Source organism: Streptomyces sp. NPDC051740, from assembly GCF_044453165.1.
Lineage (GTDB): Bacteria > Actinomycetota > Actinomycetes > Streptomycetales > Streptomycetaceae > Streptomyces > Streptomyces atrovirens.
The window spans coordinates 1-12970 of record NZ_JBITCL010000016.1 but is presented as its reverse complement, the minus strand read 5'-3'; the positions used below and the strand labels follow the sequence as shown (position 1 = coordinate 12970).

14 protein-coding genes and 3 pseudogenes are annotated in these 12970 nt (G+C 71.0%); 11 read left to right on the top strand and 6 right to left on the bottom strand.

The window, feature by feature from the left end; translation table 11 throughout:
• Positions 1 to 145: 145 nt before the first annotated feature.
• Both ACIA6T_RS24785 and ACIA6T_RS24780 read right to left on the bottom strand, forming a co-directional pair.
• Positions 146 to 1189 carry an S-adenosylmethionine:tRNA ribosyltransferase-isomerase gene (locus ACIA6T_RS24785; protein ID WP_399448652.1) on the bottom strand — a complete coding sequence of 348 codons (1044 nt, stop codon included), beginning with the start codon at positions 1187 to 1189 and terminating at the stop codon, positions 146 to 148.
• Positions 1186 to 1884 (bottom strand): SDR family NAD(P)-dependent oxidoreductase, encoded by a 699-nt coding sequence (locus ACIA6T_RS24780; RefSeq protein WP_399448651.1) that lies wholly within the window; start codon positions 1882 to 1884, stop codon positions 1186 to 1188. The genes ACIA6T_RS24785 and ACIA6T_RS24780 overlap by 4 nt, the downstream gene beginning before the upstream one ends.
• 247 nt (positions 1885 to 2131) lie before the next feature.
• On the opposite strand from ACIA6T_RS24780, the gene ACIA6T_RS24775 reads away from it, so the two are divergent.
• The 3 genes from ACIA6T_RS24775 (at position 2132) to ACIA6T_RS24765 (ending at position 4315) form a co-directional block, all read left to right on the top strand.
• Entirely contained in the window at positions 2132 to 3277 is a 1146-nt protein-coding gene (locus tag ACIA6T_RS24775) for a GAF domain-containing sensor histidine kinase (protein ID WP_399448650.1), read from the top strand.
• A complete protein-coding gene (locus tag ACIA6T_RS24770) occupies positions 3270 to 3911 on the top strand; it encodes a response regulator (protein ID WP_399448649.1) in 642 nt (213 codons plus the stop codon). Before ACIA6T_RS24775 ends, ACIA6T_RS24770 begins: the two co-directional genes overlap by 8 nt.
• A 158-nt stretch (positions 3912 to 4069) precedes the next feature.
• On the top strand, positions 4070 to 4315 hold the full coding sequence (locus tag ACIA6T_RS24765; protein WP_385057536.1) for a chaplin: 246 nt from the start codon (positions 4070 to 4072) through the stop codon (positions 4313 to 4315).
• Positions 4316 to 4752: 437 nt separating this feature from the next.
• Here the strand turns inward: ACIA6T_RS24765 and ACIA6T_RS24760 are convergent, their stop codons facing one another.
• Positions 4753 to 5544 (bottom strand): hypothetical protein, encoded by a 792-nt coding sequence (locus ACIA6T_RS24760; RefSeq protein ID WP_399448648.1) that lies wholly within the window; start codon positions 5542 to 5544, stop codon positions 4753 to 4755.
• Positions 5545 to 5706: 162 nt separating this feature from the next.
• Between ACIA6T_RS24760 and ACIA6T_RS24755 the strand changes: the two genes are divergently transcribed.
• The 3 genes from ACIA6T_RS24755 to ACIA6T_RS24745 all read left to right on the top strand — a co-directional run bounded on the left by ACIA6T_RS24755 (position 5707) and on the right by ACIA6T_RS24745 (position 8128).
• Positions 5707 to 6504 (top strand): ABC transporter ATP-binding protein, encoded by a 798-nt coding sequence (locus ACIA6T_RS24755; protein ID WP_399448647.1) that lies wholly within the window; start codon positions 5707 to 5709, stop codon positions 6502 to 6504.
• A 93-nt stretch (positions 6505 to 6597) separates the two neighbouring features.
• A complete protein-coding gene (locus tag ACIA6T_RS24750; protein ID WP_399448646.1) occupies positions 6598 to 7029 on the top strand; it encodes an NfeD family protein in 432 nt (143 codons plus the stop codon).
• A 148-nt stretch (positions 7030 to 7177) separates the two neighbouring features.
• Positions 7178 to 8128 (top strand): SPFH domain-containing protein, encoded by a 951-nt coding sequence (locus ACIA6T_RS24745; protein WP_399448645.1) that lies wholly within the window; start codon positions 7178 to 7180, stop codon positions 8126 to 8128.
• A gap of 113 nt (positions 8129 to 8241) precedes the next feature.
• Here the strand turns inward: ACIA6T_RS24745 and ACIA6T_RS24740 are convergent, their stop codons facing one another.
• The 3 genes from ACIA6T_RS24740 to ACIA6T_RS24730 form a co-directional block, all read right to left on the bottom strand.
• Positions 8242 to 8748, bottom strand: a complete 507-nt coding sequence (locus ACIA6T_RS24740) for an HNH endonuclease (protein ID WP_311649380.1) — start codon at positions 8746 to 8748, stop codon at positions 8242 to 8244.
• 213 nt (positions 8749 to 8961) lie between these two features.
• Complete coding sequence (locus tag ACIA6T_RS24735) at positions 8962 to 9501, bottom strand: YbhB/YbcL family Raf kinase inhibitor-like protein (protein WP_399448644.1); 540 nt, start codon at positions 9499 to 9501, stop codon at positions 8962 to 8964.
• Between the two features lie 42 nt (positions 9502 to 9543).
• Positions 9544 to 10326 (bottom strand): sporulation protein, encoded by a 783-nt coding sequence (locus tag ACIA6T_RS24730; RefSeq protein WP_399448643.1) that lies wholly within the window; start codon positions 10324 to 10326, stop codon positions 9544 to 9546.
• Between the two features lie 189 nt (positions 10327 to 10515).
• Here ACIA6T_RS24730 and ACIA6T_RS24725 point away from each other — a divergent pair.
• From ACIA6T_RS24725 to ACIA6T_RS24705, 5 genes and pseudogenes are all read left to right on the top strand, one after another.
• Positions 10516 to 10775: pseudogene (locus ACIA6T_RS24725) on the top strand (DNA-3-methyladenine glycosylase); the annotation flags it as partial.
• A gap of 12 nt (positions 10776 to 10787) precedes the next feature.
• A complete protein-coding gene (locus tag ACIA6T_RS24720; RefSeq protein WP_399448779.1) occupies positions 10788 to 11399 on the top strand; it encodes a DNA-3-methyladenine glycosylase in 612 nt (203 codons plus the stop codon).
• Positions 11400 to 11602: 203 nt separating this feature from the next.
• Positions 11603 to 12250 (top strand): dihydrofolate reductase family protein, encoded by a 648-nt coding sequence (locus ACIA6T_RS24715; protein WP_399448642.1) that lies wholly within the window; start codon positions 11603 to 11605, stop codon positions 12248 to 12250.
• Positions 12251 to 12312: 62 nt separating this feature from the next.
• Positions 12313 to 12456: pseudogene (locus ACIA6T_RS24710) on the top strand (ATP-binding protein); the annotation flags it as partial.
• A 2-nt stretch (positions 12457 to 12458) separates the two neighbouring features.
• A pseudogene (locus tag ACIA6T_RS24705) lies at positions 12459 to 12627 on the top strand (3-methyladenine DNA glycosylase); the annotation flags it as partial.
• Positions 12628 to 12970 lie beyond the last annotated feature (343 nt).

Here is a 12970-nt window from a genome sequence, read left to right as displayed (position 1 = left end):
ACGGCCATATATCCCGCTCATGCGGGCGGTATGTCTCTCCTAACCCCCTTCGTACGTGACGTGCGCCCTATGCCCGGCCTCACACCGGCCACCCCCCGTCCTCACAGTTGGTTGCTTAAGCAATGCTCTACGTGAGGAGGTCCGGTCACTCCGGCAGGACCAGGTGCACATCGCCGAACTCGTGCCACAGGTAGCGCCCGCGCAGCGCCTCCTCGTACCCCCGGTCGATCGCCGCCCGCCCCGCGACCGCCTCCAGCATCAGCAGGTGCGAGGCCTCCGGCTCGTGCAGCCCGGTCAGCAGCCCGTCCACCACCCGCACCCCGCGCCCGGGCGTCACCACCAGATCGGTCCACCCCGCGCGGGCCCGCACCACGCCGTCCGCACCGGCCGCCGACTCCACCGCCCGTACGGCCGTCGTCCCCACCGCGATCACCCGGCCGCCCCCCGCCCGCACCGCCCCGATCAGCCGCGCCGACGCCTCCGGCACCACGAACCGCTCCGGATACGGCGGCTCGTGCGCCTCCGCCGACGCCACCCCGGTGTGCAGCGTGACCGGGGCGAACTGCACCCCCCGGCTCACCAGCTCCGCCACCATCCGCGCGGTGAACGGACGCCCCGCGCTCGGCATCTCCGCACTCCCCGCACCGTCCGGCGACGGCAGCGCGAACACCGTCTGGTACGCCGACAACGGCTGGTCCCGCTCCGTGTACGCGTACCGGATGGCCCGCCCGTGCTCCCGCAGCACCTCGAGCACGTCCCCCGGCACGCGCGCCCACCACAGCCGCTCCCCGCGCGCGCTCAGCGGCTCCTCCAGCACCAGCCGCACACCCCCGACCAGCCGCACCTCTGTACCCGCGGGCGCCCCCGCGCGCGCACGCGTGGTGCCACGCCCGTCCGGCTCCCGCAGCTCGACCGCCCACCGGCCGTCGTCACCGCGCGTGGAGAAATGCACCACCACGCGCGCGTGCCCGGCCCATCCCCCGACGGCCGCCGCCAGCGTCGGCGAGGTGTTCACCACCAGCAGGTCCCCGGCCCGCAGCAGCCGCGGCAGCTCCACGAAGGCGTGATGCGACACCGCCGTGCCCCGCGACACCAGCAGCCGCACCGAGTCCCGCTCCAGACCCGGCCCCCGCTGCTCCACCGGCACCCGCGCGGACAGCTCCTCCGGCACCTCCACGGCCACGGTCATCGCCGCTCCTCCAACAGCGCCGGGGCGCCGTAGCGACCGCTCGCCGGCCGCTCGTCCAGCAGCCGCAGGAAGGCGGGCACCACACCGGCCGGCTCAGGACGCGGATCGTCGTCGTCCGGTACGGCCGCCGCGTACAGGTCCGTCGCCATGTCGCCGGGATCGACCGACCAGACCCGCAGCCCCGGCTCCTCCACCGCCAGCACCGCCGCCAGCTGGTCCAGGGCCGCCTTGGACGCCCCGTACCCGCCCCACGTCGGATACGCCTCGGCGGCGGCGTCCGAGCTGACCACCAGCACCGCCCCGGCCGCCGCCGACCTGAGCAGCGGCAGTGCCTCCTGCACCAGGCCCAGCGCCGCCACCAGATTCACCTCCAGCGCCCGCCGCAGCCCGTCCAGCGGCAGCTCCTCCAGAGGGACCAGCGGCTCGGCGCCCAGCGCGCTCGCGTTGTGCACCACCAGGTCCACCCCGCCCAGCCGCCACGCCGCCGCCACCAGTTCCGCGCGGTGCGCGGCGTCCGTGACGTCCCCGGGCAGTGCCGTCACACGCGTGCCGTGCGCCGACACCAGCCCCGCCGCCTCCGCCAGCGGAACAGGGTCCCGCGCGTCCAGCACCAGATCCCAGCCACGCTCCGCCAGCCCCTGGGCGAGCGCCTCCCCGAGCCCTTTCGAAGCCCCCGTGATGATCGCAACCGGCATGGCAACCGTCCCCTCGTCCTCGGACGCCGCTCGATCGGCGTGCCCTCAACCTAGGGACCGGCCCACCGCCACCGCCTCGGGCCCGGGACGCGACGCCCCGGGTCCCTTCGCCCTACGCCACCGACCCCGGTCCCGCGGTCCTACGCCCCGGCCGGGACCGCGGGACCTCCGACCTAGGTCCCGCGGCCCGCCCGACGGCCGCCACACGTCCGATCCCGCTGTCACGGCCCGCCGGTACCGTGAGGACATGAGCCACGGCCCCCGGTCCGGCCTCGCCGCGGTGAGCTCCGCGTTGCTGGCCATGAGCAGGCACCTCGAGGTGCGCGACGTCCTCAAGACGATCGTCGCCTCGGCCCGCGAACTCCTCGACGCGCAGTACGCCGCGCTCGGCGTGCCCGACGACCACGGCGGCTTCGCCCAGTTCGTGGTCGACGGCGTCGGCGACGACGAGTGGAAGGCCATCGGCCCCCTCCCGCGCCAGCACGGCATCCTCGCCGCGATGCTGAACGAGGCCACGCCGCAGCGCCTCGCCGACGTGCGCCGCGACCCCCGCTTCGAGGGCTGGCCCAGCGCCCACCCCGACCTGGTCGATTTCCTGGGCCTGCCCATCCGCGACGGCGACGAGGTCATCGGAGCCCTGTTCCTCGCCAACAAGAGGTGCCCCAAACCCGAGGGCACCTGCGGCTTCACCGAGGACGACGAGGAACTGCTCGGCATCCTCGCCCAGCACGCCGCGATCGCCCTGACCAACGCCCGGCTCTACGAACGCAGCCGCGAACTGACCATCGCCGAGGAACGCTCCCGCCTCGCCCACGAGCTCCACGACGCCGTCAGCCAGAAGCTCTTCTCCCTGCGGCTCACCGCCCAGGCCGCCGCCCGCCTCGTCGACCGCGACCCCTCCCGCGCCAAGGGCGAACTCCAGCAGGTCGCCGCCCTGGCCGCCGAGGCCGCCGACGAACTGCGCGCGGCGGTCGTCGAGCTGCGCCCCGCGGCCCTCGACGAGGACGGCCTCGTCGCCACCCTGCGCACCCAGATCCAGGTCCTCGACCGTGCCCACACCGCGCGCGTGACCTTCACCGGGCACGGTGTACGCGCCCTGCCCGCCGCCCAGGAGGAGGCGGTGCTGCGCGTCGCCCAGGAGGCGCTGCACAACGCGCTGAGGCACTCCGGCGGCGACCACGTCGACGTCACCCTGGACCGACGCGGCGGCGGAGCGGTCCTGCGGGTCAGCGACGACGGCGGCGGCTTCGACCCGCGGATCGTCCGCCGCGCGGGCCGCCATCTGGGCCTGGTCTCCATGCGGGACCGGGCGAGCGGGGTCGGCGGCAGGCTGACCGTGGAATCGGCGCCCGGCAAGGGCACCACGATCGAGATGGAGGTCCCCGGTGGCTGACGCAATCAAGGTGCTGCTGGTCGACGATCACCAGGTGGTACGCCGGGGGCTGCGCACCTTCCTCGAGGTGCAGGACGACATCGAGGTCGTCGGCGAGGCCGCGGACGGCGCCGAAGGGGTCGCCCTGGCGGGGGAGCTGGGACCCGACGTCATCCTCATGGACGTCAAGATGCCCGTCATGGACGGCGTGGCCGCGCTGCGCCGGCTCCGCGAACTGGACCACCCCGCGCGCGTGCTGATCGTCACCAGCTTCACCGAGCAGCGCACGGTGGTCCCCGCCCTCCGCGCGGGCGCCGCCGGTTACGTGTACAAGGACGTCGACCCCGACGCGCTCGCCGGAGCCATCCGCTCCGTGCACGCCGGGCACGTCCTGCTCCAGGCGGAGGTGGCCGGGGCGCTGTTGTCCCAGGAGGAGACGGGCTCGGGCACGGGACGCGCGGGCTCCCTCACCGAACGGGAGCGCGAAGTGCTCGGGCTCATAGCGGACGGCCGTGCCAACCGGGAGATCGCCCGCGCCCTGGTGCTGTCCGAGAAGACCGTGAAGACCCACGTCTCGAACATCCTGATGAAACTCGACCTGGCGGACCGCACCCAGGCCGCCCTGTGGGCCGTACGCCATGGTCTGAGTGGCTGACCCGTGACGCCTCGGACCGGTCGGAAGGTTCCCCTCCGATCCGAGATTCATACCGTAGTGGGAATGTCCCTCGGATGGCCGTATCCATGGTCGGCACCGGCCGTTCTCCAGTGCACGCCGCGGCGCCTGCCGCGGTCATCGCGAGGAGGGCTCGGAAAGTGAAGAACCTGAAGAAGGCAGCGGCCGTGACGATGGTGGCCGGCGGTCTGCTCGCGGCCGGCACGGGAATGGCCTCCGCCACCGACGGCAGCCACGCCGACGGCACGGCCGTGGGCTCCCCGGGCGTCGTCTCCGGCAACGTCGTCCAGGTGCCGGTCGACGTCCCGGTCAACGTGTCCGGCAACAGCATCAACGTCATCGGGCTCCTCAACCCGGCCTTCGGCAACACCGCCGTCAACCACTGACGCGCACCCACCCCAGCCCCGGCCGCCCGCCCCCACCGAGCGCCGGGGCTCCCCCACACCCCCACCCGCCGCCCCCGGCTCCCCACGAAGCCCTACCTGCCGCCCCCGCTCCCCGCGTGCCCCCGCCACTCCCCGCGGAGCCCCGCGTGCCGCCCCTGCTTCCCGCGTGCCGCCGCCGCTTCCGCGGAGCCCCGCGTGCCGCCCCTGCTTCCCGCGTGCCGCCGCCGCTTCCCGCGTGCCGCCCCTGCTTCCGCGGAGCCCTGCCTACCGTCCCCGCTTCCGCGGGCAGTCGTGTCGCTGGGGCGGCACGGGTGGGCGCGACGGCACCCCGCAAGCGCCGGGCCGCGCAGACACCCCCCCCGGCCGGCACCCACGCCGGGGCACCCCGCGAACACCGGGGCCGCACCCCCACGCCGGACACCCACCCCGGGGACACCTCACCCCACCCCCCGCTCCTCCACAACGGAGTTGTACGCAGCCACCTGCGCCCGCCGAGCCGTCCGCTCCACAGGCCGCAACGCACCGGCCCGCGCCGAAATCTCCGAAGCGCTCACCGCACCCCCGTGCTCCCCGGCCGCCACCGCCAGAGAAACCAACGCCCCCACCCGCTGCGCCAACTCCAGCACCCGCACCGCCCGAGGCGGATACCCCGGCGCCAACACCTCCCGCCCCCGCGAGCCCGAGGCCCGCGCCCGATACGCATCGATCGCCGCCTCAGCCACCGGCCCCGACCCGGCCACATCCAGCCGCGTCAACACCTCCGTCGCCTCCCGCAACGCCTCCGCCAGCTCCCGCTCCGCCTCCCCGAGCGACGGCACATCCGCCGGCGGCGCCTCCCGCACCGGCAGGCAGTGCCACACCACCTCCACATGCACATCACCCGCGGGCCCGGCCTCGTAGACCTCCGGCACCAGCCCGACCGCGGCCCCGGAACAGACCACCGCCTCCTCCGCCTCCAACGCCCGCGCGTTGAACTCCGGCGGCCCGCTCAGCCCCAGCGGATGCCCCGGCGCCGGCAGCGCCACCCGCAGCCCACCCACCCCCAGCGCCCGCAGCCGCCCCAGCGCCAGCGTGAGCCCCACCGGCGCCGACTCACCCGGCAACCCCTCCACCCGGTGCACCGCGTCCTCCCCGACGATCGCGAGCACGGCGTCATCCGGTGGGACAAGTCCGGCAAGAAGGGCGTTTCCCCAAGCGGCAAGGCGTCCAGAGCGAGGTTCCGAGAGCATGCGTACACCCTAGACAGAGCCCAAGAACCGGACCGGAGGAATGTCCGGGTCGACCAGTGGCGTAGATTTCATGATGGGCTGCGCCCACGGGTGCGGCGGACCGACCCACAGGCGTACGCGACAGCCGAGACCGGCCACACTGCAAGGGGAGACAACGCGCTCATGAGCGATGTTCTGGAGCTTCAGGACGTATCCGTGGTCCGTGAGGGCCGGGCTCTGGTGGACCAGGTCTCCTGGTCGGTCAAGGAGGGCGAGCGCTGGGTCATCCTCGGCCCCAACGGCGCCGGCAAGACCACCCTCCTCAACATCGCGTCCAGCTACCTCTACCCCAGCAAGGGCACCGTCAGCATCCTCGGCGAGGCCCTCGGCAGGCCCGGCACCGACGTCTTCGAGCTGCGCCCCCGCATCGGCGTGGCCGGCATCGCCATGGCGGACAAGCTGCCCAAGAAGCAGACCGTCCTGCAGACCGTGCTCACCGCCGCCTACGGCATGACCGCCGGCTGGCAGGAGGAGTACGAGGACATCGACGAGCAGCGCGCCCGCGCCTTCCTCGACCGCCTCGGCATGTCCGAGTACCTGGACCGCAGGTTCGGCACCCTCTCCGAGGGCGAGCGCAAGCGCACCCTCATCGCCCGCGCCCTGATGACCGACCCCGAACTGCTGCTCCTCGACGAGCCCGCCGCCGGACTCGACCTCGGCGGCCGCGAGGACCTCGTACGCCGTCTCGGCCGGCTCGCCCGCGACCCGATCGCCCCCTCCATGATCATGGTCACGCACCACGTCGAGGAGATCGCCCCGGGCTTCACCCACGTTCTGATGATCCGCCAGGGCAAGGTCCTCGCCGCCGGCCCGCTGGAGCTGGAACTCACCTCCCGCAACCTCTCCCTCTGCTTCGGCCTCCCGCTCGTCGTCGAACAGGTCGGCGACCGCTTCACCGCCCAGGGCCTCCCGATGTCCTGACCTCTCCCGCAGCCCAAGACCCGGAGCCGCACGGCGCGTTCAAACCGATCGGCGCCCTGTCGGCGACCGGGTGTGCGGTCCTACCATGACCACGTGGACATCGACGCATGGCTGTGGTGGCTGATCGGCGCGGCGGTACTCGGCATCGGGCTCGTGATCACCGCGATGCCCGAACTCGGCATGCTCGCGGTGGGCGCCGTCGCCGCGGCAGTGGTTTCCGGCATCTTCGGCGGCGGCGCCGTCGCCCAGGTCGTGGTCTTCGCCGTCGTCTCGACCGCCCTCATCGCCGTCGTACGGCCCATCGCGAACAGACACCGCGCCGGACGGCCCCAACTCGCGACCGGCGTGGACGCCCTGAAAGGGAAACAGGCCGTCGTCCTGGAGCGCGTCGACGGCTCCGGCGGCCGGATCAAGCTGGCCGGCGAGGTCTGGTCGGCACGCGCACTCGACGCCGGCAGCGCCTATGAAGTAGGCCAGGAAGTGGACGTCGTGGACATCGAGGGGGCCACGGCCATCATCATGTGACCTCCCGCGACACAACTGGGGCGAACAACCTCGCAGTTGCACCGATGGTCTGTCAGACTCGACCAGCAAGATCTTCAACAGCGAGATCTTCCACAGGCACAAGAGCTGCCGCAGGCGCCGAGGCTAAGAAGGGTTCGGGGAACCGACGATGCAACCGATCATCATCGTCCTGATCATCCTGGTGGTGCTGGTCTTCATCGCCCTGATCAAGACGATCCAAGTCATCCCACAGGCCAGCGCCGCCATCGTCGAGCGCTTCGGCCGCTACACGCGGACACTCAACGCGGGCCTCAACATCGTCGTCCCGTTCATCGACACCATCCGCAACCGCATCGACCTGCGCGAACAGGTCGTCCCGTTCCCACCGCAGCCGGTGATCACCCAGGACAACCTGGTCGTCAACATCGACACCGTCATCTACTACCAGGTGACCGACGCCCGGGCCGCCACCTACGAGGTGGCCAGCTACATCCAGGCCATCGAACAGCTCACCGTCACCACGCTCCGCAACATCATCGGCGGCATGGACCTGGAACGGACCCTCACCTCCCGCGAGGAGATCAACGCGGCCCTGCGCGGCGTCCTCGACGAGGCCACCGGCAAGTGGGGCATCCGCGTCAACCGTGTCGAGCTCAAGGCCATCGAACCGCCCACCTCCATCCAGGACTCGATGGAGAAGCAGATGCGCGCCGACCGCGACAAGCGCGCCGCGATCCTCCAGGCCGAGGGTGTCCGCCAGTCGGAGATCCTGCGGGCCGAGGGTGAGAAGCAGTCCCAGATCCTGCGCGCCGAAGGTGAGGCCAAGGCAGCGGCCCTGCGTGCCGAGGGCGAGGCCCAGGCCGTCCGTACGGTCTTCGAGGCGATCCACGCCGGCGACCCCGACCAGAAGCTCCTCTCCTACCAGTACCTCCAGATGCTCCCCAAGATCGCCGAGGGCGACGCCAACAAGCTCTGGATCGTCCCCAGCGAAATCGGCGACGCCCTCAAGGGCCTCTCCGGCGCCATGGGCAACTTCGGCGCGATGGGCGGCGGCAACACCCCCTCGGGACCCGCCAACGTCCCCGCCCAGGAACGCCGCGAAAAGCCCTCCATCGACTAAGGGCACTCTGGAAACACGGGCTCCCCGCACCCCCTCAGGGGCGCGGGGAACTGCGCGCCAAGCCACAACGCACCCGCAGCCGACGAAGCACAAAGCCCCCTACGGCGAAGCCCTCACGCCGCGTCCAGCGTCAACCACTCGGGCAACGCCTCGAAGTCCTCGGCGCCCAGCGCCAGCAGCATCGCGTCAGCCGGCGTGGGCTCGAACGGCCGCCGCAACAGCGGCATGTCCGCCTGCTCGGGCGTCCGATTCGCCTTCCGGTGATTGTCCTCCGCACAGGACGCCACCGTGTTCAACCACGTGTCCTGCCCACCGTGCGACCGCGGCACCACGTGGTCCACGGTCGTCGCCCGCCGCCCGCAGTACGCGCACCGGTGCCGGTCCCGCACCAGGACACCCCGCCTCGACCACGGCGCTTGTCTTCGGAACGGCACCCTCACGTACTGGCAGAGCCTGATCACCCGGGGCGCCGGTATGTCGACCGCGGCTCCACGCATCCGCAGCTCGGGGTGGGCCTGCTCGACGACGGCCTTGTCCTGAAGCACCAGAACGACGGCTCGGTTCAGCGTCACCGTCGACAACGGCTCGAAGCTCGCGTTCAGCACCAGCGTGTCCCGCATACCAGCCCACCTCCCGTGTGCACCGGCCCACCCCTCGGCGGGCTGGGATCAACTCTGGCCGGGCACGCCGGGATGGACAACGCAATATCTGCTGCTCCTGCGGGAGGTGACCCCCGCGACCCCCGGCAACAAAAAAATGCCCGCCCCTGATCAATTCCAAGACCAGGGGCGGGCAAACGTTCCATGAACGCTCGAGGCCGCGCGGGAAACCGCTCAGGACTCCGCGGGCACCTCGTACTCACCGATCAGCTGGGCACGCCCCAGCGTGTGGAACCGCAGGTTGAAGCCCACCACGGCGGGAGACGCGTCCGAGTCCGGACCGAGCTTCTCCTGGTCCACGGCGTACACCGTGAACACATACCGGTGCGGCCCGTCCCCGGGCGGCGGCGCGGCACCGCCGAAGTCCTTGCTGCCGTAGTCGTTGCGCGCGTGGACCGCGCCCTCGGGCAGCCCCTCGAACATGCCGCTGCCCGCACCGACCGGCAGCTCGGTCACCGAGGCCGGGATGTCGAACACCACCCAGTGCCAGAACCCGCTGCCCGTCGGGGCATCGGGGTCGTAGCAGGTCACGGCGAAGCTCCTGGTCTCCGGCGGGAACCCCTCCCACCGCAGGTGCGGCGAGGTGTTGCCGGCCGCGTGGACCTGAGCGTCCTTGAGCGTCGCCCCCTCCCGCACGTCCTCGCTCGACACCGCGAACGACGGCACGGGCGGATGGAAGGCATGGGGGAGCGGCCGCCGCTTGAGCTCGGTCACCTCGGTACCTCCTGATCGGTTGCGTTCAGTCGGGGACCGAGCCTAGAACCAGTTGCGCCTGCTGCCGACCTCCGACAGCCACTGGTTGAGGTACGCCGTCCAATCGGTCCCCTGGTAGTCGTTCAGCCCCACCTTGAAGGAGCGGAACGTGTCGCTGCCCTCGCTGAACAGACCCGGCTTCTTGTCCATCTCCAGTACCACGTCCATGGCCTGCTCATCGGCCACGAAGCTCAGCTCGACCTGGTGCAGCCCCCGGTACTGCTGCGGCGGGAAGAACTCGATCTCCTGGTAGAACGGCAGCTTCTGCCGGGTGCCCCGGATGTGGCCGCGCTCCATGTCCGCGTTCTTGAAGCGGAAGCCCAGCTGGATGAACGCGTCCAGGATCGCCTTCTGCGCCGGCAGCGGGTGCACGTTGACCGGGTCCAGGTCACTGGAGTCCACGGCCCGCGCGATCGCCAGCTCGGTGCTCACCCCGATGTTCATCCCGCGCAGCGGCTGCCCGTCGATCATCGTGATCGGCGTCTCCCACGGGATCTCCAGCCCGAACTGCACCGCGTGCACCGCGCCCGCCTGGAGCTCGAAGGCACCGCCCAGGCTCGACTTGGTGAACTCGATGTCCTGCTTGTACTCCTGGTCGCCGCTCTCCACCTCGACCTTGGCCTGCAGCCCGACCGACAGACCCTCGATCTGCTGGTTCACGGACCCGCCCTGGATCCGCACCTCGCCCTGGACGACACCGCCCGGAACCACGTTGACCTCGTGCAGCACCGTCTCGACCGAGGCCCCGCCGGCACCCAGACTCGCCAGCAGCTTCTTGAACGCCATGTCTCTCCCTCTCCAGGCGACCCCCGTGGGCCACACCTGATCCGTCGTCCTGCGTCGAGTCGTACGTATGGACCCTTGATCCCTAACAACGCGATCCGGCCGTGGCCGGTTCCGCGTCCCACACCCTGGCAACCGCGGAGCCCGCCGACCACCCCGCGGCGCCGTCCGTCTCCAGTACCCTCGGACGGCATGATCGCGGCCCCCGACCGTACGCCCCTGCCCAGAGAGTTCTCCGACCGCCCCGACCTCGAGGTCGCCCCCGACCGCCTCGGCCGGACCCTGGTCCGTACCGCCCCGGACGGTCCGATCACCCTCCGCCTCACCGAGGCCGAGGCCTACGACGGCCAGAACGACCCCGGCTCCCACGCCTACCGCGGTCGCACCGCCCGCGACGAGGTGATGTCCGGTGCGCCCGGCCACATGTACGTCTACTTCACCTACGGCATGTCAAGGCAGTCAGCATGAACGTCGGTCTCCTCGCCCACCCTGCCGAAGAAGTCGCCCCCAAGCTGCTCGGGAGTGTACTCACCTGCAAAACCACCGAGGGAACCGTGAGCATCGCCATCACGGAGACCGAGGCGTACTCCGGCGCGGCCGACCCGGCCTCCCATGCCTACCGCGGCCGGACACCCCGTAACGCGGTCATGTTCGGACCCGCAGGACACCTGTACGTCTACCGGTCCCACGGCCTGCACTGGTGCGCCAACGTCGTCACCGGGACGGACGGCATCGCCTCGGCCGTCCTCATCCGGGCAGGCAGGGTCATCGAGGGGGAGGACCTGGCACGCGAGCGGCGAGGGGAGAGGGTCGAGAGCGCACGGCTCGCCCGAGGCCCGGGGAACTTCTGCCAGGCACTCGGCATCACGGCGGAGCACAACGGCGCAGACCTCCTGACAGGTACCTCGGTCGTGTTGTCCGAGGGCGAGCCGGCACCTGCCGCGCTCATCCAGGTTGGTCCTCGGGTAGGCGTGAGCAAGGCCCACGACTGGGAACACCGGTTCTACCTCGCCGGTGATCCGACGGTCTCGGCGTACCGACTGAGCCCGCGAGCCAAACCGACCACCGGAACCTGACGCGCTGTGTGCCTTGCGCACGGCCCGCCGGCACGTCGGCGCGGTGTCCATGGGCACCTCATGGGGCTCCACCACACGGATCGGAATGGGCTCCGCGGCGTGAGCTGCCGGGCGCCGGAATCCTGGCCTGTCCTGGACACAGCGATGAGTTTTCGCGGCCTGGAGAGTCTCATCACCGTCATCGACAACACAGGAGGAAACACGTGGCTCAGCTACTGAGAGTCCAGAACTTCAACGTCTCGAGTGACGGCATCGGTGCCGGTGAGGACCAGACCTTCGAGAATCCGTTCGGCCACGGCGTCGATCCCGCGAAGCTGTTCGCGTGGGCCGGCGCCACGGCGAGCTGGCCCATGCGCACGGACCCCGGGGGCAGCCGTGGCCTCGACGACTACTTCACGCGGGACTACGCACGCAACATCGGCGCCGAGATCATGGGCCGCAACAAGTTCGGACCCCAGCGCGGTCCCTGGGAGGACCATGAGTGGTGCGGCTGGTGGGGTGACGAGCCCCCGTTCCGCACTCCGGTGTTCGTCATGACCCACCACAAGCGTCCTTCGTTCACGCTTTCCGACACCACGTTCCACTTCGTCGACGGCGAACCGGCCACGGTCCTCGAACAGGCGCGGGAGGCGGCTCAGGGCAAGGACGTCCGACTGGGCGGCGGGGTCACCATCATCCGGCAGTTCCTCGACGCCGACCTCGTCGACACCATGCATGTGGCGGTCTCACCGGTGAAGCTGGGATCCGGACTGCGGCTCTGGGACTCCCCGGATGAGCTGCTCGACCGGTTCCACCTGGAGGTCGTGCCCAGCCCGAGCGGCGTGACGCACCACCTGTTCTGGCGAAAGTGACTCGCAGAAGCACACCGCCCGCCGGATCACGGTGAGGCAGTATCCGCGGCTGGCCCGGCGCCACGACCACGGTCAACCTGGTCAACGAACTCGCGGAAGCCGCCGACGAGAAGAAGCTGACCCGCACCGTCGCCCGCTGTGGCCGTGTTGACCTTCTCCGTCTGGACGAGTTCGGCTACCTCGACCTGGACGAGGCCGGGGCCAAATCACCCCGCTACGGATCCTCACCGGCACCCCCGTGCCCTCCGAGCAGGTGAGCAACGGCCTGTGCACCAGGGTCTCCGGCGAGGGGGCCGTCCCCCTGGCGCTACTGGGTCACCGACGACCCGACGGTGGGGCCCTGCCGGGCCCGCGTGCCGTGGCGCCACCGAAGTTGACTCGACCTTGGAAGGTGCGTAATGTAGTCCGAGCCGCTTGAACCGGGTACGGCGATCGCCTGCAGCCGGAAGCGGCCAACCCACTACCTACGATCACCCCTCAGCGGGGTCGAATTCGTCATGCCTGCATGTCTGAATTCCGAACCGCGGAGCCCGATTATGAATCGAGCGGGGGAATCGGTTAGCGTAGTGAATGTCGAAAGGCCGACAGGCGAAAGCCGAGGGCTTAACGGCATACCCCACCGACTGGGAATCAGGCCCGAAAGGATCTGATAGAGTCGGAACCGCCGGAAAGGGAAACGCGAGAGCGGAACCCCGGAAAGCACCGAGGAAATCGGATCGG